Raw genomic sequence first — 21,756 nt, 5'->3', positions numbered from 1 at the left:
AGCGCAAAGCTTCATTAACCACTGAACAGCCAATTATTGTAGGTGCTGTTATATGGAGCAGTTCACTCCGCAAGGTTAAGTAGTTTTCTAGCAAGTTCTGGGGTTAAAGGAGGGCCGCCTTTTTTTACAATGTTCTTAAGTTTATCTCGATATTCATCAGTAAAGAATACTACAATTTCCATATCTATTTTCTCTTCCCACTTTTCATAAAGTTCAATTAATTGAGGAGGATTTTCAATTGCCTCGCCAAATAATGCTGATTCTAAATAATATCTACGAAGTAAATTATATCTAAATTTAGTAAACAAGTTAAACACATTACTACTAATTTCATATTCACCGGTAGCTTTCATTTTAATGTCAATCAATGTTCTTAAATACAAAAAAGCAAGCGATATTCCTTCGATTATATGATTAAGTATAAATTTTTCTTTTTTTGAATAAAAGGAATAAGTTAATTCTAAAGCAATTAGATCACATGCGAATTCTTCATAGAAATGGGATAAGAAAGAGTCTCTTTTGTCTAGAGCAATTTTTTCCTTTAAAATGTCTGTGATTATTTTGGATGATTCTGTACTTTCTAGAAAAGTTTTTGATTTTGCCAATAAATTTGGGTTTTGATTAACTAGTGAGTGTGCAAATTCATGAAACAACACGAAAGACTCTTGTACCATAATTAGATCATTTTTTTTTACCAAAAAATCTTGAGGTAATTGAGTGAAGTTTGCACTCGCATTGACATGATATGATACTAGGTATGGTATGCAATTGTTGATATCGTTAATCAAATAATATTCTTCACCCAGTAGTTTGCATAAATAAGCCTTAACCTCTCGCTCTTCTTCATAATATATTAGTCTATTGAATTTATTAAAGCATTGTCCAAGATATTGATCATAGATAATATAATTTGAATTACCATATTTAAAGGTTTCACATAGCTTATTTAGTGAATGCACAATTATAACAGTTGGCAATTCTAGACTTGAATAAATTTTTCTAAGATGCTCGTATAGGTCAGGAAAATAAAAATAAATTTCCTTGCGTGGAGGATTTGGAAATTGAGCTCTAGAATTTTCGAGTATTTCGTCAATCACTTTTTAGATTTTAAGCTATTAAGATATTTTTTGAGATCTTGTTCAGTCTCAAATGTCATTTCAACGCCTTTTTTTATTAGCTTAATTTTTTTTTCTTTCTTCTTCTGATCAAGGAAAAACTGAATTATAAATGGTGAAGCTATGCTGACAGCTGTCAGTGCTATTTGCAAAAAGACTTCACCTCCATCCATTTTCTTTGAAGCTATATAGTTTGGATCATAAGTGTCACTTTCAAATAAGGATTGAAAAGTTGCTAGTTCAGATTGATCGAATTGTAGAGTTAACATGTTATTACTATTTAATATTATTAGGGTCTGTTGAATTGAATATAACACTTAAAGTTACGCAGCCAATTCTTTTCAAAATATTTGTTTACAATTAATGAAAAAATATTGTTTATTTTAGGAATTGCGTTTTAAAATAGTCTTAATCCGCGTTTAAATGTTTATAAGCATTTAAATGAAGTTGATCATGAGTGTTAATTTAGTCAGCAAGATATTAATTTTACTCGAGATTAGAATATCCAAAAATTAATCAATTTATATATTTACCATTCTAGCGCGAGTCTTAGTGCTTATAACTTCAAGCCTTAGCCTGACTTGTGCTTTGTAGCATATCAAGATCAATAATGAAAGCACAAGTCATCCAGTCCGCTCGCATAGACACTCAGTTTGCGCAAGTAATGGTGATCATTAGTTAATCATATAGGTTCGCATGTAGCGAATATATTAGAACCACTAGTATATACGAACAACCATTCTTTCTGCTTCTTTTCCCCACTGTACTTGCCATGTTTTACCATTTACTTGGTCAAGCAAAATGAAGTTATATACGTTAGTAGTAGGGTACAGGAAGAACCGGCCATTTTTCTCTTCGACAGAACTCACCTGAGAGACGTCCGAAAGTGAACTCTCAAATCTATACTTGCTATCTATACCCCATTGAACTTGCCACATTTGACCATTTCTGGTGTTCAGTTTAATAAATGTGTAAATGTTTCTAGTGGAAAAAAGTCGAAACACGACCGTGCTGTCCGGCGAAATATTTTGAACAGGAGGTTCCGAGGTATTTTGTGCAAAAGTTATAGTTGAAGATAAAATAAGAATGAAAGAAATCAAAGTGAATTTCATATTGTTTGTTTTTTATTTTTTAAAAGCGCAATGCAACTAGCCGATAGCCATTCTGGTGAAAATCTTGGCGTACTAATCTAAAGTGAGCGCCTGACTTTCGTTCCTGCACTATTATCTATATTAATAGTGAAAGCACACTTCATCAAGCCCACTAGCCTAGAAACTATCATTAGCACTAGTATTGAGACGGCATTAGTCCTTTTTGTTTATGTAAATAAATTTTTTATCATTTGTTTAATCGTACCGTTCTCTAGTTTTAGTCCGAGCGGTTTTGAAATGTCGTGTCCCTCGGTTAAATGCAAAGATGTATTGTATATTATTCCTAGTAAAAAATATGTCTCGGGAATATGTATTCCAATATTTTGGGCAAAATGCAGCTTATTCTTGGATCCATTTGTATTTATGAACTTCGTCTTGTTTGCTGGGTCTGGAATTAAATCATACACGAGTTTTTCTATTTGAATCCTAACTCCAAAACAAATCGCTAATGGATCAAATGCACTTTTCTCAAATAAGTATCTTCGTACCTCTCGGAATACTTTTTGAAAGAATTTTTCAGGCTTAGCCCAATCTACATTAAGTTTAAGTGCCTTAAACTCATGTTCCAAATCAATCGCATTGATCGTCGGATGATAGTGAAAGTAGTATGCATCTACTTGGTCTTTGATACTTAAGTCGTCTCTCTTGTAGATTATTTTTAGTATGTTTTGATTAGATTTTACATTTGGCTCTTTCAGGTAACCTACTTTAATTTTTGCGTCATTGAAACAGAAATGGTTGAAGAATAATGGGTCAAGATGCGTCAATAGAATGGGGAATATTCTACGCTTTTGTCTTTTCATTTCATCTATGAATGTTGAAACATAATATTGAAATGTTATAAGATTTGCGTCATCCATATAATCAAATATTTCATCTATTATAAGTATGCAATCCTTTTTCTTAAAATTCCTTCTTGATTTTAAAAGCAGGGCAATGAAAGTTAAAATATCTCTTTGGCCATTCGATATTTCATGAGCCTTTGGCCATCTTACAACAAGGCTGCTTCCTTCAACTTTTGGTTTGATGTCGAATCTATCCTTTACTGGGTTGAAGGATTCAATTGTTTTTGTGAAATCATCTTTTTCATCAAGGTAATATAGATATTTACAAGCTTTTTTGAAGTTGATCCCCATTCTATCCTTAACCGAAAGTATTTGCCATGCTGTAAAATATGCGTTCACTTCATCCTTAACCTCAACGAAACCAAATGAAGTGATTATGTCTACTAGCTTTCTAAACTCATCCAAAGCTTGAAATGAAGGTAAAATATTTGATTGAATCCATCCTCTAATAGAATTGCCTGTTCCATTTTGTCTATTTATAGCGGGAAAAGCAGAATCGAAAGTTTGTTGATATGATTTTAAGTCGAAACGAGTAAAGTCAATTTCACTTTCAATTCTGAAGAAGAGATGTCCACAGTTAAATAGGTTTGAAATGTTATTTAACAATTTGCCGCCATTTTCACCGAATGTCGATTTCATGGTAGAAGAGTTATAATCAAAATAAATTTTTGGAGGTATCGTTTGGATTAACGTAGTCGGCATTATGTCAAGAGAAGTTTTTGCAAATGCTGGACGTCCGGGGATTTTCTGTACCACAGATTTTGGCTCAGTCTGATTATTTATAACAAACACATCAAAGTAATCCGAAATTGTATTTTGAGTATCGTCTGCAACAAGTGTTTGCCCTGTTGTCAAAGTGAGAGTTAATATAGGTCTATTGTTAGCATCTTTTAGATAATAGTTTTTGTCGTCTAATTCAATTTTGTTGTTTCTTAAAGAATCAAATCCAATAGCGAAGGAGCTTTTTCCAAAGCCGTTCGGAGCAACTAATATGTTCGGTCTGTTAGCTGCTAAGTCAAGGGTAAACAGCTTGTGTCCAATGCCTTTAATGTTCGTTATCTCTATTGTTTTTATGTTCATTCTTAATACAGGGTGTTGTTTGTATAATGACGGCTAACTCCTGAGTATACGGTACTAAAAAATCAGAAAAACCTTCGTTATTTGTTAAACGTTTATAAACGCTAACGCTCAGATGATCTATTGTAAAGAGAAGGTGAAGAGTTTAAAATTTATTTAGTTTATCTAAATTATTAGTTTAATCTTAATCCTCAATACGGGAAACCATAATTACACATAAGTAAGTATGTCAACTTAATTGTGGTATTCGTTTATCTCCCCAACCTATTTCCTAATCCATTCCCTTTTCTTAGTTTTGAGGGCAAAATAATCGAAATAAATACAAGCAGCATGAACCATTGGTTAGTAAAATCAGAGCCTTTTAAATACAGTTGGGAAAAATTTAATGAAGATGGCCGTACCTTTTGGGATGGTGTGCGTAATTACCAGGCCCGTAATAACCTGAAAGCCATGAAAGAGGGCGATTTAGTGCTTTTTTACCATAGCAACGAGGGTAAAAATGTAGTGGGTATTGCCAAAGTGGTGAGGGAGTTTTACCAGGATCCAACTACTGATGATGCAAACTGGGTAGTGGTTGATTTATCGCCTGTAGAAAGCCTGAAAAATCCGGTTTCTTTAGAGCAGATCAAAGCTGAACCCAGTTTGGTTGATATCTCACTGGTGCGCCAGGGCCGTTTATCGGTAATGCCGCTTAAAGCTGCTGAGTTCGATAAGATTTTGGAAATGGGAAGCTAAATCAGTTTTCAGTTAACAGTTGGCAGTTGACGGTTTTCAGTTAACAATTTAATAGGTTAACACGCTTAAGGTGGAGTTTAAATCGTTGGAATGCTGATTATGCTGATGACCTGCAGGGTCGTAAACGAAAGCAGATCGCAGGATCTATTGATTATAAGGTAAAGGTTCGCAAAATTATTTAGATCTCCATTAAGGGATTTTGGCGCAAGTTAACTCAGAAACCTGAAAATTCTTCAAATTTTATTATATTGATAAAATATTGATAAATCTTAACGCCTTGATATGAAAACCATCTGTATTACACTCCTCTTTTTTCTTTCCTTTACTTTAGCAAATGCTCAAGGTATAAAACCTTACATCGCCATTCTAAAAACCCAAAATGGAAAATACAAAGGGATTTTATACAAAGTAGATTCTGTAAATGCGATCCTGAATCATGACAGCGAATTTATTAAGGTTCCGATTAATGAAATTAAAACAGTACAGATCAGAACGATTAAAAAGGGCTATAAAGGAACGAGTTTTATTAAAATAGGTGAAGATCGGGCAGAAGAATATAAAATGAATACAGCTGGTAAAATGGTTGATAAATGGGGTAAGGAAGAGCCGGGTCTGAAGGAAGATGCGGCAGCAACTGCATATTCTGTGGTTTTTACAACACTTGCAAATGCTATTGCAATGCCTATCCATGCCATTAATCCGAATCTGGCACGTTTTAACTTTAATAAAATAGATGAAAATAAGTTAAACGAACTCAGTTATTATTCCATTTACTATCAGGCCAATCCAAATGTGCTCGCCGAACTGCACCAGCTAAAAAGCATTTCAGCTACGTTTAAACCTTAGCGTGTTGCGGGTAGCGTTGGGAGTTTGGCGTAGAATGAAGCTAATCTGTCTAGATAGATCTCTCCATTTCACTGCGCTACAGTCGAGATGACGATCATTCTATTGGAATTTATACGGTTTAACCCAATGAACCAATGACCAATGGACTACTAACCGGTTTAAACAAATGACGATATATCTGTCCAGATAGATCTCTCCATTTCGCTGCACTACAGTCGAGATGACGATCATTCTACTAGAGTCTATACGATCAATCCAATGAACCAATGACTAATGAACCTTACCATTTCTTTTACTTAGCGTTATCCCCAACGTCATTACAATACTCGATCCCAGTACCACCAGGAATAAGAATGGCGTACCCACTTCAGGTATTTTTAAGGAAGCTGGCAGGTTGAAATAAAGCAAAATGCTAATCAAACCACGGGGGGCAATGTATAAAATCGGACTCAGGTTTTCTTTTTTGAATATTTTGAGAAATACCACTCTGATGATGTAAATCGATATCAAAATGAAAAGGCCATTGGCCAGTACAATTTTGTTATTTAAGTCACCGATATTCATCGTAAAACCAAAAATAACGAAGAAAAAAGTACGCAGAATAAAAGCACTTTCGGCCGATAACTGATAGAGTTGGGATAAATCGGCTGTTAAATTTTTGTATAAAAAGACACTTCTAAACCAGGCATTCTCAATCGTATCGGCATTGTTCAGAAACAGGCCTGTACTCAAAATCAACACCAGAGAGGATAGGTGGTAAGACTGACCAATGGCATAAACCAGTATCAGTATGGCTATAATTAAGAAGAACTTAATGTGGTGTACCAATCGGCCCATTACGTATAACAACACCACACAGGCAATGGCCGATAGTAAAAGGATGAGGAAGGTACTTAACCCCAAACCAATAAAAGCAGATGTATTGATCGAATGGTTGGTAATGGCAAAATTGAAGATGATAATCCCTAAAATATCAGAGAAAGAAGATTCATAAATTACAAATTCTTTATCGGTATTGTTTAATGCCGCTGCCGAAGGGATGGCAATAGCCGAACTGATTACACTAAAGGGAATGGCATTCGCTATACAAGTATATAAATCGTGATGGGTGATCTGATAAATAATGCCTGTGATTACCACGATGGTTCCAATTAAAATGCTTAGGGCAGAGAAAAAAGCACTGCGAATAATCTTGTTTTTATTCCGGTCGTATTTAAGTTCGAGCGAGCCCTCAAAAACAATTAAAATTAAGCCTACAGTACCCAATGTTGGTAGGATAGAGAGGAAATTGAAGGTATGTATCTTCAGGTTATCGACCAGCAAACGTAAACCAATACCTAAAAGGAGTAGCAATAAAACCGATGGTACTTTGGTTTTACTGGCCACTAAATCAAACAGATAAGAGAAAATAACTAATCCGCTTAAAATAATAAGAATGGTATAAGTTGTCATATTTTTCAGCGTAGGGTAAACCGCTAAAATAAAACAATCGTGCTAAGCAAAAAGAAATTTAGTGTAAAAATTATGCTTTAAAGAAAAGAGCTTTCAGTTCGCTGGCATCATCAGGGTTCATTTTTCCACCTAATACCAAACGCAATTGCCTGCGGCGCAGTGCACCATCAAATAGATCAATTTCTTCAGGCGTTTCTGGTATTAATTCTGGTACAGGGATGGTACGGGCACTCTGATCTACCGCAACAAAAGTATAATAAGCCTCGTTACTTTTTTGGCGTGCACCACTTGGAATATTCTCTGCCCAAACATCCAAACGAACTTCTACAGAGGTATTAAAAGCCCTGGTCACTTTGGCCTCAATGGTAATTACATCACCTAATTTAATGGGTTGTTTAAAAGAAACGTTATCAACCGAAGCAGTTACCACGATACGGTTACAGTGTTTTTGAGCCGAAATTGCTGCTGCAATATCCATCCAATGGAGCAAGCGCCCACCCATTAAGTTGTTCAAGGTATTGGTATCGTTTGGTAATACCAATTCGTTCATGATGGTAAAACTTTCTCTGGCAAATTTCTTTTTTAAACTCATTTGATGGCAAAAGTAAGTAAAATGTGGGTAAAATGGTATTGCAAATAGATGCTGGCGGATTTAGAAGTTGTTTCTGCGGCGATCTGCGAAATCAGCGGGAAAGATCATCTTTTTTGCGCAAACCTAAGTATTACGTTTGCCACGGAAGCACGAAAAACACGGAAAAACTTTAATCTCCTCTGTGATTTCTGTGTTTCGGTGGTTAATTAATTTTTGCATAGAAGTTATGTTTTAAAAGCGATTCCTTAGATTCTAGCGGATTGAAAGGATTTTTTTCTGCGGTGATCTGCGAAATCAGCGGGAAAGACATAGGCAACGTGGTTCCCGCAGATCAAACGGATTTTCGCAGATTTATTTAAGTGTTTCTACGGCTATCAGCGAAATCAGGGGAAAAGCATGCATAATATTGTTCTTGTAATTCAAAAACAAATTCATCAGCTATCATGTTATCCATACAAAAAAATCCAAATTAATGCAAAACCAGACCCTGATCCAATTTTTCCATTGGTATTATAATGAAGAACAAAATTTGTGGACTAAAGTAGCTGCCGAAGCGAGTCATTTAAAAGAAATTGGAATAACCGCTGTTTGGTTACCTCCAGCCTATAAATCAAACAATGCGGCTTATGATGTTGGTTATGCCGTTTACGACCTTTTCGATTTGGGCGAGTTCGATCAGAAAGGGAGCGTGAATACCAAACATGGCTCTAAAGATGAGTATATTAAAGCTATTGAAGCACTGCACGATAATGGAATTGGAGCTTTGGCCGATGCGGTTTTTAACCACAAAGCCGGTGGCGATGAACTCGAAAAAATAGCCGTTAGAACTGTAAATCCAGAAGATAGAAACGAATTTACCAGCGATGTTTTCGAAATACAAGCATGGACGAAGTTTACTTTCCCGGGGCGGCAGGGAAAATATTCTGAATTTATATGGAATCATGAATGCTTTAGTGGAGTAGACTGGGCCGAAGACCTCCAAAAAACGGCAATCTATTCGATCCAGAATTATTTAGGAGAAGGTTTTGAAGAGGTTCCATCTACAGAATTTGGAAATTACGATTATCTGATGTTTAACGATATCGATTACCGCAACAGGGCTGTAATTGAAGAATTAAAATACTGGGGCGAATGGGTAGTGGAAACCACCAAAGTAGATGGTTTTCGGTTAGATGCGGTTAAACACATCAATCCGGATTTTATTGTAGAGTGGATCGATCACCTGAACCAAAAATTTAACCGCGAATTTTTTATCGTGGCCGAAGATTGGAATGTGGTAGATAGAGAAGGACAATTGAAATACATTGAGATTACGGGTGGCCGGACACAAATATTCGATTCGCTTTTGCATCATAATTTTTTCCTGGCGAGTAAGGACGAGGAATTTGATATGCGGACGATCTTTGATGGAACCCTGGTTCAGGTAAAGCCTGATCTGGCCGTAACATTTGTTGATAATCATGATTCACAACCTTTGCAGGCATTAGAATCTTATGTTGATTTTTGGTTCAGGCCTTTGGCTTATGCCATCATCCTGTTGCGTATACAAGGGATCCCGTGTTTGTTCTTTCCTGATCTGTACGGAGGAATTTATGATGATAAAGACAAAGAAGGCGATGAGGTACATGTGGAGCTGGTCGCAATTCCTGCAGTAGAAACCATGAGTAAAATCCGTACAGCCTTAGCCTACGGTGAACAACGCGATTATTTTGACCATGGCATCTGCGTAGGATGGACCCGCGCAGGTGATGAGGAACATGAAAATAGTGGTTTGGCAGTATTGTTAAGCACAGGGGAAGAAGGCTTTAAAGAAATGGAAATCGGTAAACACTTTGCCGGAAAAACCTTTGTTGATGCGTTAGGTTATAGAGAGCAGGAAGTAATCATTGATGAAAATGGCTGGGCAGAATTTCACTGCAATGCAGGAAGTGTTTCAGTGTGGGTGTTGAAGGTGGGGTAGGAGAAGAGTTGATATTGTGGTCTGTGGGGACACAGACCACGGCATTGAGAATTTAATGCAAATATCTCTTCGAATGATCGTCATTTCGAGCGGAGTGCAACGCAGTCGAGAAATCTATTAGCTAGATCTCTCCATTTCGCTGCGCTTCAGTCGAGATGACGACGCTTTATTTGAACATATTAATTACAAAAAATTATCTTCAGCCCTGTAAGCAGAAATAACAGCCAATTCGCCCTCTTTTCCAGCTTTCGAATTGCCATGTTCCATACCCATTACCCCTTTATAACCTTTTTTATGTAAGTGTTTGAATAGATTTTTATAATTGATTTCTCCGGTTGTAGGTTCTTTCCGGCCTGGGTTATCGCCAATCTGGATGTAGGCAATTTCATCCCAGCAGCGGTCGATAGTTTTAATTAAGTCGCCTTCTGTACGTTGCATGTGATAAATATCGTAAAGGATTTTACATGAAGGACTTTTAACCGCTTTACAAACCGCGTAGGTTTCATTTGTTTTTTGAAGGAAAAGCTCTGGGGTGTCGCTCAAGGTTTCCAAAACCATAATCAAACCATGGGGTTCAAAAATTTCGGCCCCTGCACGCATGGCATCAATTACATTGGCAAATTGATTGCCATAAGGTAGATTGCGTTCATAAAACCCAGGAACTACGGTAAGCCATTTTGCATTACAACGTTTTGCGGCTTCGACTGATTTTTTGCAGGTTTCAACAAATTTGTCTTTAAATTCCTTTTTGCCAGTGGTTAAAGAAGTTTTCCAGTTATCGCCACCATCTACCACGAAAACGCCCATGCGCATACCCAGTTTCGCCAGGAGGTTTCCAATTTTTTCCTGTTCTTCTACTGAACGGTTTAGGTAGCCGTTATCTTCGATAGCACGGAAACCTTTATCGTACATAAATTGGATCTGATCTAAAAAACTCTTGCCCGCATGGTTTTCGAACATGCCCTGGTGTGGGGCATAATCCATGTTAAAAACCTTATCACTTAAGGTATTTTGCTTTTCAGCTGCAAAAGTACGGGTAATTCCGGCTCCTGTAGTAATTGCACCAGCAGTTAACAAGCTGTTTCTTATAAATTCACTTCTTTTCATCGGTTTGTTTTTAAAACGGATAGGTATTTTGTGTAATTAATCTTCTAAACCCTGTGGTTAAGGTATCAGCCACTTTGCCATCTTTTTGATGGTACACAAAATAAGCTTCGAGATTTTTTCTGCTTTTTACAAAGGCAATTGCATCTTTAAGGTGCATGGCCATTAGGGCATTGTCGTAACCATCGGCTGTAATGGCATCATTGGCGTATACTGTTACGCTGATCATTTCATTATCTAGCGGATAACCTGTTTTGGGGTCGATCAGGTGTGAAATCTTTTTCTTTCCGCTCTGGTGGAATTTCCGGTAGTTACCAGAAGTGGTGATTGCTCCTGAATTTATCGCAGCGATATGCCTGATTACCGGCGTTCCATCCTTATCTGGGCCTTCAATTCCGATCTTCATGGTTTCGCCATTGGGTTTAGGTCCTGAAATCCGAATTTCGCCCCCCAGTTCGGCTACATACTGCTTAATTCCTTTTTTTTCGAGATAAGCGGCAATTAAATCAACGCTGTAACCCTGGGCAATTCCGTTTAAATCGATCTGCACGCAAGGCTTTAGTTTGCTTAATAAACCATTCTTTAATTTTAGGTTTTTCATGCCTACGCAGGCGAGTATCGATTTAATGACTGCTGGATCGGGCTCGTTTTTAGCTTCTTTTGGCCCAAAACCCCAGGCCTGTACCAATGGAGCAACCGTAATATCGAAAACACCTTTTGTATCCCGATTGATCTCGAAACTCCTTTTGAGCACATCGTTTATAAAACGGTCGGTTTTGATTTCCTTTTTGGCAGCATTAAACTGATTTATCAATGATCCCTTTTTGTAAAGCGACATCGATAAATCAATTTCGTTTAATAAACTATCTATGCCTGCCTTAGTGGCTAAACTATCAGTGGCATAGTACATTATAGCATAATCGGTTCCTTGTGCATAACCATTGATTTTGTATTGCTTCACTTCTTTTTTCAAGGAGAAAGCAAAAATCAGTGGTAACAGGAAAAGTAAAAACCTATAACGCATCAGTTTAGTTTTAGATCACCTTTGCTTGTCCGGGCATGGCGATAGGGTATAGCCCTTTTTCATCAGGCATTAATCTTGGGTTCGCATCCCACGCAAAACGCTCCGGCATTAAACTGATGTTCGAAGCTAAAGCCTCATCCCATTTAATGGTTTGACCAGAGTAAGTAGCATAACGACCGATAATTGCAGAGAATGTACTGGTTGCAGCATAGTCTACATTACTGAATCTATATTCTCCCTTAGAAACAGCGTCGAATAGCTCGTCGTGTTCTGTTTGGTAAGGATTAGCGTTTCCTTTGGTATTGTGGTTATATAGCTCTTTGCCACTGTAATCTTTCATAATGGCCTGATTGCTGCCTGAAAGATAAATTTTACCTTTGGTACCTTGAAAAGATTCATCTACACGGTTACTGATACCCTCGAAATGTCGGCACTGGCTATTAATTACCGCACCATCTGCATAAGTTAATTCGATAGAGTGGTTATCGTAAATCTCTCCGTAATCTTTCCCTGTTCTCCAGGCACGGCTTCCCGTTCCCTGTACCGAAACCGGATGTCCGTTTTTTATCCAGTTGGCAATATCGATATTGTGTACATGTTGCTCAACGATATGATCGCCGCATAACCAGTTGAAATAATACCAGTTTCTCATTTGGTATTCCATTTCGGTTTGGTTTGCTTTACGCGGACGTACCCAAACGCCACCACTGTTCCAGTATACCTGGCCCGACATGATATCGCCAATGGCACCATCGTTAATGCGTTTCATCGACTCGCGATAGTTGGTCTGATAACGGCGCTGTAAACCTACTACAACATTTAATTTTTTCTTTTTAGCTTCTTCAGCGGCGGCCAATACCTTTCTAATGCCCGGTGCATCTACAGCAACAGGTTTTTCCATGAAAACTTGTTTGTTCTGTTTAACCGCTTCTTCGAAATGGATAGGACGGAAGCCCGGAGGAGTGGTTAACAACACTACATCGGCTAAAGGAATGGCTTTTAAATAAGCATCGAAACCTACAAACTGGCGTTCTTTTGGAACATCCATCTTTGCTGCAAATTTTCCGCTTAATGATTGGTAACTGCTGTCCAGGCGATCCTGAAAAGCATCGGCCATAGCGACCAATTTAATATTGAATTTGGTACTCAAGGCCTGGAAAGCGGCTCCGGTACCGCGGTCGCCACAGCCAATTAAGGCAATTTTAATCGTGTCAGAGCCCGAAGCATAAGCTCCGGCCAATGGGATACTGCTTAACATTGCACCGCCTGCGAGCATTGCTGTCGCTTTTAAAAAATCGCGACGATCTTGTTGGTTGATTGGTTTTTTCATGTGTTTAGTTTTTATTTTGGTTAGATAGTGTCGGTTAAAAGTCTTTTATAGGTTGTTTATTGTAATAAGCATCAATTTCAGCTTTTGATGGCGTTTTTACCGGGCGTACCAGGCGCATCCCCACAAACGGAGCTTCGGGGAACCACCAATTGCTTTTCGGAATCTGTGGATCTAATTGTTTCCACGATGGATCAGATGCTAATCTAGCTGTTGAAGTTAAATTGTTAGGTGTTTCATCATAAGAGCCCCCACGAACTACATTTGGATAGAGTTTTTCGGGAACTGCCACAGGATTTTCTGCAATTTTATCCTTGCTTTGACTATAGAAATCAGCGATGTATTGGTCGTAAGTCCATTCGCTAACGTTTCCGTACATGTCAAATAATCCCCAGGCATTTGGTTTTTTTTGCCCTACCTGATGGGTTTTATTGTCGCTATTGTCTTTATACCAGGCATAATCTCCCAATTTGGCTGCATCATTGCCAAAAGAATAATTGGTTTCGGTACCTGCTTTACAGGCGTATTCCCATTCTGCTTCTGTTGGTAAACGGTAGAAAATACCTGTACGCACATAAAGCCATTTGCAAAATTGAATGGCATTATATTGAGTCATTGCTACCGCTGGCTGGTGTTCTTTACCCATGCCAAAAGTCATATCAAGATAGGGTTTTGTAGGTCTGGTTACCGCATCTACCTCGGCTGGAATAGCACTTGTGCTGGCTTGTTTTTCGTAATCGCGATAAAGGAAAGGTTCGAAAATATCCCAGGTTACTTCGTGTTTTCCAATCCAGAAAGCATCGAGTTTAACCTCGTGAACGGGTTGTTCATCAGGTTTCCCTGTTTTGCTTCCCATCTTAAATTTGCCTGCTGGTATAGCCTGCATGTCGAATTTTAATTTTGTTCCATTAATGGATTGTGTGTACGATTCACTAGAAGTTTGTGCTGAAATCTGTGCGCAGGGATAGGCGATTAATGCTACGGCAATTAACTTTTTAAACATAATTTTTGGTTAGATACACTTATTTTCTAAGTGTTTATCTGGTTGCTTTCTGAAACACTAAAGTAAATAACCACATTTAAAACAAAGAAAACTTATGTAACAATAAAGGTAAGAAATGTAACATTAAAAGTCAAATTGACAATTAAATCGATCGTCATCCTGAACTTGTTTCAGGGTCTAATTGGCGAAGATCTTTTAAATCGAGCCTAATTTATAATTATTTGTCTAAGCGTATTATAGGTAAAAGGTCTTTTGCCACATAAGGAATATAAGGTCATTTAAGCTTATAGATCTTATATCGTTTGTTTTACACTTTGACGCATCATCATTGCAAGCTGATTTACCTTCTATCGGTAACTTTATTGCTCAAATTGGTATAACCAATCAATGTATCCCATCGCGCTCCGGGACGGCGATAATAAACAAAGATCTGATAGCTATTTTCAGTCTGGAAGAATGCACCTTCGAAAGGTTTGGTTTCCATTACCCTGGTGTCTTTATTAAACCAGGCAAATTCATAATCGTATAGGCCCTGTTTAAGTATAACGTTACCGTAAAACTGTTTCCTGTTGGCATCATAGAGCAATTTATTTTCATTGCTCATGGTATAATTGTTAAACCGGCCAACAACATAGGCATCGCCATTCGGGCCGGGTGCCGGAGCATTTAATGTAAATAAAACACTCATATACTCTGCTTCTGTTTTATCATCGCGTCCATCAGTATTGCGGATAAAAAAGTTTCCATTTTCATCGTACTGGTTGGCAAATGCACCGACAGTTCTGGCCGCATCCTGAAAAAGCATGACGTTTACGGATTGATTGTCGCGGTAAATATCTTTAACATTATCAGCCTTGTACCTTAAACTCCTCGTATCAAATTTTCTGAATTCATTATCTCCCCAAAAATCATTCGTATTGAGGTCGTTATAAACCAATTGGTTTGGTCTTACAAACGAAGGTTTAGTATTAACCTGAATAGTATTGGCATTGAAGTTTTGCATTACTACTGCTTTAATATCCTGATACGGGTTGGGGATAGGGAAAGCATGGTTAATAGTGAAATTGATTTTTTGTTTATAGTTCCTGTTTTCCACCTGCATGGAATTGTTTACTTCTGCCGCTACAGCAACCTGACTATCGAGGATGTAGAAACGTTGCGAAATAACAGGTTTGTTTTTATCGCCATCTAAATAAACTTTTAATACGTAGTTGCCCCCGATTTTTGGCTGGATTTGGGTATTGGGTAAACTGATTTCGTAATGGGTGTATTTTCGGGCGGTATTAGAAGAGTAGCGATAATTGATGATGCGGTCATCATTAAAGCTTCCTAAATAATCTATACTCGAAATTTTCGAAGTTTCCCATTCTGCGGTGCAGTGTTCTATGGTGTACCAGTAGTTTTGGGTGCCTGCAAGTAAATCGTCGAACGAAAAAGTTATGGTTTCTGACGAATTGAGCATAATTACAGGTAGGCTCTGCTCTTTATTGCTGTTATAACAAAGTACAGTTTTAATATTTGGAAGATAAATTTTATTCTCGTTGGTAAACGTTTTGTCGTTTTGTGCGAAGGCCAGGGTAGAGATGAAAAATAAAACCGGAATTAATATTTTCTGCATGGCTAAAAGTAAAGTTTTATTGGGAAGTGGCAAAACGCATCTTTAAGTTTGGCCACGGATGCACGGATTGACACGGAAGATTTTCAGCGTGCCGTCATTTCGAGCGGACCCGATAGCTATCGGGTGCAACGCAGTCGAGAAATCTACTAAACAGATCTCTCCGTTCCGCGTTGCTTCAGTCGAGATGACGCAACGATTCCTTAACTCCCGCCATATCCATGGTGTCAGATATTACTATCTGACACTAAATGATGAATTCATAAACAAAGCCAGATGGTAACATCTGGCTGCACATTATTTCTCTTGGGGCGTCATCTCGACCGTAGCGGAGAGATCTTTTTTATGGAAATTTGATTTGTTCAGCGTTGTCAACTTGAATAGCAAGGTAGCCTGAAAGTTGACAACGCTTCGATTTAAACCTAGTACACAGTTGATCATATGCTTAGTATTCCGTATTTCTGCGCTTCCATGGCAATAAAAAAAGCCACAGCATTCTCTGTGGCCTTAATATGCTTTAATAGGGGCTAAAAACTATCCTTCCAGCTCCATAATCTCAGCAGCTAAACTTTCCCATTTATTTTGGCAATTGTCTAACTCCTGTTTAGTCGCTAAATAACGTTTGTTGGCTTCAGCTAATTTATCGGCTTTGGCATAAACATGCTCATCAGCCAATTCTGCTTCAATATTTTTAACGTTCTGCTCCAGTTCTGTAATCAGCTTTTCTGTTTTTTGCAGTTCGTCGTTCAGCTTTTTTAATTGGTTGGCCGTATTTGGCGTAACTACTTTTGGCTGTTCCTTTTGTTTCTCGGGCATTTTAACCGGAATAGGTTTAGCCACAGGAATTACCCTTTTGCTATTCCATTCTTCATATTCGGCATAAGTACCAGGGTATTGTTTAATTTTTCCGCCTTCGATAAACCAGATTTTATTGGCTACATTATCTAAGAAATACCTATCGTGGGATACTGCAATAAAAGTACCTTCAAACTGTTGTAATGCCTGAATCAGAATGTTTACCGATTGGATGTCCAGGTGATTGGTAGGCTCATCCAGAATCAGGAAATTCGAATCTGTTGTTAATGATTTAGCCAGGGCCACACGCGATTTTTCCCCTCCCGAAAGCACTTTGATTTTTTTGAAAACATCATCGCCGGTAAAAAGGAAACAACCTAAAATACTACGTAATTCGGTATCGGTATGTTTTGGGGCAAATGCCTGTAATTCTTCTAAAATTGAATTTTCTAAATGTAGTGATTCTAACTGGTGCTGCGCAAAGAAAGTGGTGGTAACATTATGACCAGTTTCGCAGAAACCTTCAAATTTCTCTGCTCCTGCAATCATTCTCAATAAAGTAGACTTACCCTTACCATTTGCGCCGATCAAGGCGATTTTATCGCCTTTTTCAATCACTCCTTCAGCATCATCCAAAATATGCACATTTGGATAGCTTTTATTGGCGTGTTCTATACGCACCACGTGCCTGCCCGATGGTTTAGAAAATTTGAAAGCGAAATTTACGGTTGGGTTATCATCATCAACATCATCAATACGCTCCATCTTATCTAAAGCTTTCATCCGCGATTGTGCCATTTTAGCCTTGCTCGCCTTTGCTTTAAAACGCTCAATTAAACGTTCTTCCTGCTTGATTTTAGCCTGTTGGTTTTTAAATTCACCCTTCTGGATTTCCCCACGTAAGGCTTTTTCTTCCACATAGAAGCTATAGTTACCCGCATATACGGTTAATTTTCCTTTACGCGATTCGACCGTACGGTTTACAATTTTATCTAAGAAGTACCTATCGTGAGATACGATCACAATGGCCCCTTCAAAACCCATTAAATAGTTTTCCAACCATTTAATGGAAGGTAGATCCATGTGGTTGGTAGGCTCATCCAGCAATAGGATATCAGGAGTTTGCAGTAATATTTTAGCCAGCATTACACGCATACGCCAACCCCCTGAGAAGGTATTTAACGGACGCAATTGATCGGCTGTACTGAAACCTAAACCGGCCAAAATTTCATTTGCCCTGTATTCGATGTTGTAGCCGTCTAAAGCTTCAAATTCTTGCTGTTTATCGCTTAATTTAAATAGAACCTCTTCGCTATAATCCGTTTCGATTTTTTTTAGCAGTTCCTCAATCTCATCATGCAATTGGTTTTGGCGCTCGAAAGCCTCCATGGCCACATGCAAAATGCTATGGTGAGAATCGTAAGAAAGTAAATCCTGGTTTAGGTAGCCAATTTTCAGGTCTTTAGACATGGACACAGTACCTGAACTCGGGGCATATTCGCCTACAATTATTTTTAAAAGTGTTGATTTTCCTGTTCCATTGGCGCCGATTAAGCCAGCTCTGTCGCCAGGTTTAATGTGCCAGTTCGCGTCATCGTACAAGGCCCTTGAGCCAATCAGGAAGGTTAAATTATTTATTGAAATCATTTCGGCTGCAAAAGTACGAAATTTAAAGGCTTTTTTCAGCTGGAAAGTCAAATAGGATAAGCTAAAACATTAATTGGTTTTTGGGTAAGCAATACTTGCTAATTGGTGCCATAGTGACATTAAAAATCAATTTTTATAAAAACAAAAGCTTTTAAGTGCCTGTTTAGTAATTATTACTGTTTTAAATTGATACCCGATAAAACGCTTATCTGCTCTATATCCTCAAATTTTAGTGATCTATAAAACGGTAACGCATTATAATTGTCAGTACAGGGTTAAATGGTGTTAAATTTTTATGATGTATAAAAATTATCATACCTTTGTTCTGTAATAAAAATAGTTACAGTATGAATAGCAGTCATTTTTCCATATCGCTTCACATTCTTACGCTCCTCGATCAGGTGAAGGGGCAGCTATTGAATTCTGAATATATTGCCGGAAGCATCAACTGTAATCCTGTTTTGGTAAGAAAAGAATTGGCCAATCTACATAAACATGGCTTCGTGCAGAGCAAGGAAGGGAAGGGTGGAGGCTCTACATTGGCGAAAAATCCTGCCGACATCAATCTGGGTGATGTGTATAGGGCGGTTAAACAAAAAAGCCTGTTGGGCGAAAGCAAAAATGAACCTAATCCCGATTGCCCGGTAGGGAGACAGATTACCAAACACCTAAACGATTTATATGATGAAGCCGAAACCGCTTTGGTGAAAAATCTTTCATCTAAAACATTAAAAGATTTTAGTGCGGGTTTTAAATAAAAAATTTTGAATATAACTGTAATAAAAAACATTACAATTTAAACTAGATTAATAAATTTTAAAAATTAAATAACATGAAAGTAGCATTAATTGGAGCCTCTGGATTTGTAGGCAAAGCCATTTTAAACGAATTGGTAAGTCGTGGAAATGAAGTAATCGCCATTGCACGCGATACCGCTAAAATTGAAAGCAATAATGATAAGATAAGTAAGGTCGCTGTAGATGTTTTAGACACTGAAAAATTAGCAGCAGTTTTAAAAGGTGCCGATGCTGTGGTGAGTGCTTTTAACGCGGGTTGGACTAATCCGAATTTATATAACGATACGGTAAAGGGAGCAGCGGCTATTCAGGCTGCAGTAAAAGCATCGGGCGTTAAACGTTACATTTTTATTGGTGGAGCAGGTACTTTACAGATTGATGGTCACCAAATTGTAGATGGGCCGAACTTCCCTGCAGAATACAAGCCAGCTGCAACAGCAGTAAGAGATTATTTTAATACGCTAAAACAGGAGAAAGAATTAGATTGGTTGTTTTTTAGCCCGGCTATTGAAATGCACCAGGGCATCACCACTGGCCGTACCGGGAAATACCGTTTGGGTAAAACAAGTCCGGTTTTTAATGAAGAAGGCCGTTCTGTTTTATCAGTAGAAGATTTAGCAATTGTTATTGCCGATGAGCTGGAAAATAATGCACATCATCAGGAGCAGTTTACGGCAGCTTACTAAAGAAGTTGGTTCATTAGTCATTAGTTCATTGGTGGATGGCAGGTTGCCTAGGATTGATAGTTCATGGCCATAAAACCATTGACCATGAACTATAAACCAATGTTAGGATTAGGGATGGATTTGGACACTTAGACTAATGAACGAATGGCTATTGAACTAATGAACCAACTAACCTTTTTTCATAATTAGTATTAAGTTCTTATCTTCGTGCCATGTATCGCCTTATTAAACCAATATTCTTCAAATTTGACCCTGAAAACGTACATTATTTTGTAGTTAAGCGGTTAAAATGGTTTAATGATAAATTTCCACTAGGTAAAACCATTATCCGTAGCAGCTTTGATGTGCACATCAAAGGTTTAGAACGTGAGGTTTTCGGTATAAAATTCAGAAATCCTGTTGGGTTGGCCGCTGGATTTGATAAAAATGGAGAATATGTAGAACCACTTAGCAATTTAGGCTTCGGATTTATCGAAGTGGGTACGGTAACACCAATGCCTCAGCCTGGAAATGATAAGCCCCGTATGTTCCGTTTACCTAACGATGAAGCCTTAATCAACCGGATGGGTTTTAACAATAAGGGCGTAGATGTAATGGCTGAGCGTTTGCGCTTGCTAAAAGATAAACATCCTGATATTGTAGTTGGTGGAAACATTGGTAAAAACAAGGCTACTCCAAATGAAGATGCAGTAAACGATTATATTAAATGTTTCGATCGCCTTTTTGATGTGGTCGATTATTTTGTGGTGAATGTAAGCTCGCCCAATACACCAGGTTTACGTGAATTACAGGAAAAAGAACCGCTGAAAAAAATTCTCAATACCTTACAGCAGCGCAATCGTAAAAACGATATTTCACGTCCGATTTTATTGAAGATTGCTCCTGATTTAACAGATGCGCAATTGGATGATATTATCGAAATTGTGGCAGAAACCAAAATTGCAGGCATTATTGCCACCAATACAACCATTAGCAGGGAAAATCTGGCCACAGAAAAAGATTTGACTACGCAAACCGGTGGTTTAAGCGGTAAACCTGTTAAAGAGCGCTCCACTGAAGTAATCCGTTATCTTTCGGAGAAATCGAACAAAGCATTTCCAATTATTGGGGTAGGTGGTATTCATTCGGCAAAAGATGCAAAAGAAAAATTAGATGCCGGTGCATGTTTGGTTCAATTGTATACTGGTTTTATATATGAGGGACCAGGGTTAATCAAAAGCATCTGTAAAGAGTTAGTTTAAACATATTCACCCTGCGCCGAGCCATCACTCGTTTCTCGCCTGCGGGTTTTACGCTATTATCAGGTTTAGTTAGCAAGGTTTGTCTATAAAAGCGGGACTGAAATTGCCAAAAGAGCAGAACCAGCCGTTTCTTAATCATTATTAATATTTTTTCTTTTTTAGGAAATGAAAGTTCAGCGTTTCATGGGGATTGTAGCCCCGCCATCCGCTTTACTTCACCCGATGGAAAAATCGGGTTCGTGTTCGCTTCTGTCAGGTTTATAAACAATGGCTTGCTTTCAGTGCGCCGACCCAAGTTAAATAAACCCGATTGTCGGGAAGAGCTTCCGATCCTTCATCGGAACCCGCACCAAAAGGGGGGGGCTGAAATTGCCAAAAGATCAGAACCAGCCGTTTTTTAATCATTATTAATATTTTTTCTTTTTTAGGAAATGAAAGTTCAGCGTTTCATGGGGATTGTAGCCCCGCCATCCGCTTTACTTCACCCGATGGAAAAATCGGGTTCGTGTTCGCTTCTGTCAGGTTTATAAACAACGGCTTGCTTTCAGTGCGCCGACCCGAGTTAAATAAACCCGATTGTCGGGAAGAGCTTCCGATCCTTCATCGGAACCCGCACCAAAAGGGGGGGGCTGAAATTGCCAAAAGAACGGAACCTCTATTTCCTAATGATTATAAAAGTCTTTTATGTTTAGAAAATGAAGGGCAGCATTTTATAGGTACTGTAGCGCCGCCATCCGCTTATCC

General features: G+C 38.2%; 17 protein-coding genes. 6 read left to right on the top strand and 11 right to left on the bottom strand.

The genetic code is table 11. The features are described from left to right. Window positions 1-62 precede the first annotated feature (62 nt). The 3 genes from ASU31_RS17600 to ASU31_RS17585 form a co-directional block, all read right to left on the bottom strand. Entirely contained in the window at window positions 63-1,097 is a 1,035-nt protein-coding gene (locus tag ASU31_RS17600; RefSeq protein ID WP_057933589.1) for a hypothetical protein, read from the bottom strand. Beyond that, window positions 1,094-1,384: a hypothetical protein gene (locus ASU31_RS17595; protein WP_057933588.1), complete on the bottom strand. Its 291-nt coding sequence runs from the start codon at window positions 1,382-1,384 to the stop codon at window positions 1,094-1,096. Before ASU31_RS17595 ends, ASU31_RS17600 begins: the two co-directional genes overlap by 4 nt. A gap of 1,049 nt (window positions 1,385-2,433) precedes the next feature. Continuing rightward, window positions 2,434-4,191, bottom strand: a complete 1,758-nt coding sequence (locus ASU31_RS17585; RefSeq protein ID WP_057933586.1) for a hypothetical protein — start codon at window positions 4,189-4,191, stop codon at window positions 2,434-2,436. A gap of 327 nt (window positions 4,192-4,518) precedes the next feature. Here ASU31_RS17585 and ASU31_RS17580 point away from each other — a divergent pair, with 327 nt between their 5' ends. Then, window positions 4,519-4,923: an EVE domain-containing protein gene (locus ASU31_RS17580; RefSeq protein WP_057933585.1), complete on the top strand. Its 405-nt coding sequence runs from the start codon at window positions 4,519-4,521 to the stop codon at window positions 4,921-4,923. Between the two features lie 282 nt (window positions 4,924-5,205). Continuing rightward, on the top strand, window positions 5,206-5,769 hold the full coding sequence (locus ASU31_RS17575; protein ID WP_057933584.1) for a hypothetical protein: 564 nt from the start codon (window positions 5,206-5,208) through the stop codon (window positions 5,767-5,769). Between the two features lie 270 nt (window positions 5,770-6,039). On the opposite strand, the gene ASU31_RS17570 is transcribed toward ASU31_RS17575, so the two are convergent. Continuing rightward, window positions 6,040-7,221 (bottom strand): cation:proton antiporter domain-containing protein, encoded by a 1,182-nt coding sequence (locus ASU31_RS17570; protein WP_057933583.1) that lies wholly within the window; start codon window positions 7,219-7,221, stop codon window positions 6,040-6,042. A gap of 70 nt (window positions 7,222-7,291) precedes the next feature. Beyond that, on the bottom strand, window positions 7,292-7,813 hold the full coding sequence (locus ASU31_RS17565; RefSeq protein WP_029275086.1) for an acyl-CoA thioesterase: 522 nt from the start codon (window positions 7,811-7,813) through the stop codon (window positions 7,292-7,294). A gap of 472 nt (window positions 7,814-8,285) precedes the next feature. On the opposite strand from ASU31_RS17565, the gene ASU31_RS17560 reads away from it, so the two are divergent. Next, complete coding sequence (locus ASU31_RS17560) at window positions 8,286-9,773, top strand: alpha-amylase (protein ID WP_057933582.1); 1,488 nt, start codon at window positions 8,286-8,288, stop codon at window positions 9,771-9,773. A 183-nt stretch (window positions 9,774-9,956) separates the two neighbouring features. Here the strand turns inward: ASU31_RS17560 and ASU31_RS17555 are convergent, their stop codons facing one another. From ASU31_RS17555 to ASU31_RS17530, 6 genes are all read right to left on the bottom strand, one after another. After that, entirely contained in the window at window positions 9,957-10,880 is a 924-nt protein-coding gene (locus tag ASU31_RS17555; protein ID WP_057933581.1) for a hydroxypyruvate isomerase family protein, read from the bottom strand. Window positions 10,881-10,890: 10 nt separating this feature from the next. Further along, complete coding sequence (locus ASU31_RS17550; RefSeq protein ID WP_057933580.1) at window positions 10,891-11,901, bottom strand: FAD:protein FMN transferase; 1,011 nt, start codon at window positions 11,899-11,901, stop codon at window positions 10,891-10,893. Window positions 11,902-11,911: 10 nt separating this feature from the next. Beyond that, complete coding sequence (locus ASU31_RS17545) at window positions 11,912-13,231, bottom strand: Gfo/Idh/MocA family oxidoreductase (RefSeq protein WP_057933579.1); 1,320 nt, start codon at window positions 13,229-13,231, stop codon at window positions 11,912-11,914. A gap of 34 nt (window positions 13,232-13,265) precedes the next feature. Further along, entirely contained in the window at window positions 13,266-14,231 is a 966-nt protein-coding gene (locus ASU31_RS17540; protein ID WP_057933578.1) for a formylglycine-generating enzyme family protein, read from the bottom strand. A gap of 340 nt (window positions 14,232-14,571) precedes the next feature. After that, window positions 14,572-15,849 (bottom strand): type IX secretion system plug protein, encoded by a 1,278-nt coding sequence (locus ASU31_RS17535; protein ID WP_057933577.1) that lies wholly within the window; start codon window positions 15,847-15,849, stop codon window positions 14,572-14,574. A 531-nt stretch (window positions 15,850-16,380) separates the two neighbouring features. After that, window positions 16,381-18,288 carry an ABC-F family ATP-binding cassette domain-containing protein gene (locus ASU31_RS17530; protein WP_057933701.1) on the bottom strand — a complete coding sequence of 636 codons (1,908 nt, stop codon included), beginning with the start codon at window positions 18,286-18,288 and terminating at the stop codon, window positions 16,381-16,383. 347 nt (window positions 18,289-18,635) lie between these two features. On the opposite strand from ASU31_RS17530, the gene ASU31_RS17525 reads away from it, so the two are divergent. From ASU31_RS17525 to ASU31_RS17515, 3 genes are all read left to right on the top strand, one after another. Next, window positions 18,636-19,046: an Rrf2 family transcriptional regulator gene (locus ASU31_RS17525; RefSeq protein ID WP_057933576.1), complete on the top strand. Its 411-nt coding sequence runs from the start codon at window positions 18,636-18,638 to the stop codon at window positions 19,044-19,046. A gap of 74 nt (window positions 19,047-19,120) precedes the next feature. Continuing rightward, the gene (locus tag ASU31_RS17520; RefSeq protein ID WP_057933575.1) at window positions 19,121-19,771 is read left to right on the top strand and encodes an NAD(P)-dependent oxidoreductase; all 651 of its coding nucleotides are present in this window, start codon (window positions 19,121-19,123) and stop codon (window positions 19,769-19,771) included. 212 nt (window positions 19,772-19,983) lie between these two features. Further along, complete coding sequence (locus tag ASU31_RS17515) at window positions 19,984-21,012, top strand: quinone-dependent dihydroorotate dehydrogenase (protein WP_057933574.1); 1,029 nt, start codon at window positions 19,984-19,986, stop codon at window positions 21,010-21,012. Window positions 21,013-21,756 lie beyond the last annotated feature (744 nt).

The sequence above is a fragment of the Pedobacter ginsenosidimutans genome (assembly GCF_001442625.1).
Taxonomy (GTDB): Bacteria; Bacteroidota; Bacteroidia; order Sphingobacteriales; family Sphingobacteriaceae; genus Pedobacter; species Pedobacter ginsenosidimutans.
The sequence above is the reverse complement of the archived record's forward strand: the minus strand, read 5'-3'. Positions and strand labels throughout refer to the sequence as shown.

Excerpts from the sequence above, each read along its gene's own strand:
- ASU31_RS17535 (WP_057933577.1), bottom strand. The coding sequence starts at position 15,849 with ATGCAGAAAATATTAATTCCGGTTTTATTTTTCATCTCTACCCTGGCC.
- ASU31_RS17565 (WP_029275086.1), bottom strand. The coding sequence starts at position 7,813 with ATGAGTTTAAAAAAGAAATTTGCCAGAGAAAGTTTTACCATCATGAAC.
- ASU31_RS17515 (WP_057933574.1), top strand. The coding sequence starts at position 19,984 with ATGTATCGCCTTATTAAACCAATATTCTTCAAATTTGACCCTGAAAAC.
- ASU31_RS17545 (WP_057933579.1), bottom strand. The coding sequence starts at position 13,231 with ATGAAAAAACCAATCAACCAACAAGATCGTCGCGATTTTTTAAAAGCG.
- ASU31_RS17560 (WP_057933582.1), top strand. The coding sequence starts at position 8,286 with ATGCAAAACCAGACCCTGATCCAATTTTTCCATTGGTATTATAATGAA.
- ASU31_RS17570 (WP_057933583.1), bottom strand. The coding sequence starts at position 7,221 with ATGACAACTTATACCATTCTTATTATTTTAAGCGGATTAGTTATTTTC.
- ASU31_RS17595 (WP_057933588.1), bottom strand. The coding sequence starts at position 1,384 with ATGTTAACTCTACAATTCGATCAATCTGAACTAGCAACTTTTCAATCC.
- ASU31_RS17530 (WP_057933701.1), bottom strand. The coding sequence starts at position 18,288 with ATGATTTCAATAAATAATTTAACCTTCCTGATTGGCTCAAGGGCCTTG.
- ASU31_RS17555 (WP_057933581.1), bottom strand. The coding sequence starts at position 10,880 with ATGAAAAGAAGTGAATTTATAAGAAACAGCTTGTTAACTGCTGGTGCA.
- ASU31_RS17585 (WP_057933586.1), bottom strand. The coding sequence starts at position 4,191 with ATGAACATAAAAACAATAGAGATAACGAACATTAAAGGCATTGGACAC.
- ASU31_RS17520 (WP_057933575.1), top strand. The coding sequence starts at position 19,121 with ATGAAAGTAGCATTAATTGGAGCCTCTGGATTTGTAGGCAAAGCCATT.
- ASU31_RS17580 (WP_057933585.1), top strand. The coding sequence starts at position 4,519 with ATGAACCATTGGTTAGTAAAATCAGAGCCTTTTAAATACAGTTGGGAA.
- ASU31_RS17540 (WP_057933578.1), bottom strand. The coding sequence starts at position 14,231 with ATGTTTAAAAAGTTAATTGCCGTAGCATTAATCGCCTATCCCTGCGCA.
- ASU31_RS17550 (WP_057933580.1), bottom strand. The coding sequence starts at position 11,901 with ATGCGTTATAGGTTTTTACTTTTCCTGTTACCACTGATTTTTGCTTTC.
- ASU31_RS17525 (WP_057933576.1), top strand. The coding sequence starts at position 18,636 with ATGAATAGCAGTCATTTTTCCATATCGCTTCACATTCTTACGCTCCTC.
- ASU31_RS17575 (WP_057933584.1), top strand. The coding sequence starts at position 5,206 with ATGAAAACCATCTGTATTACACTCCTCTTTTTTCTTTCCTTTACTTTA.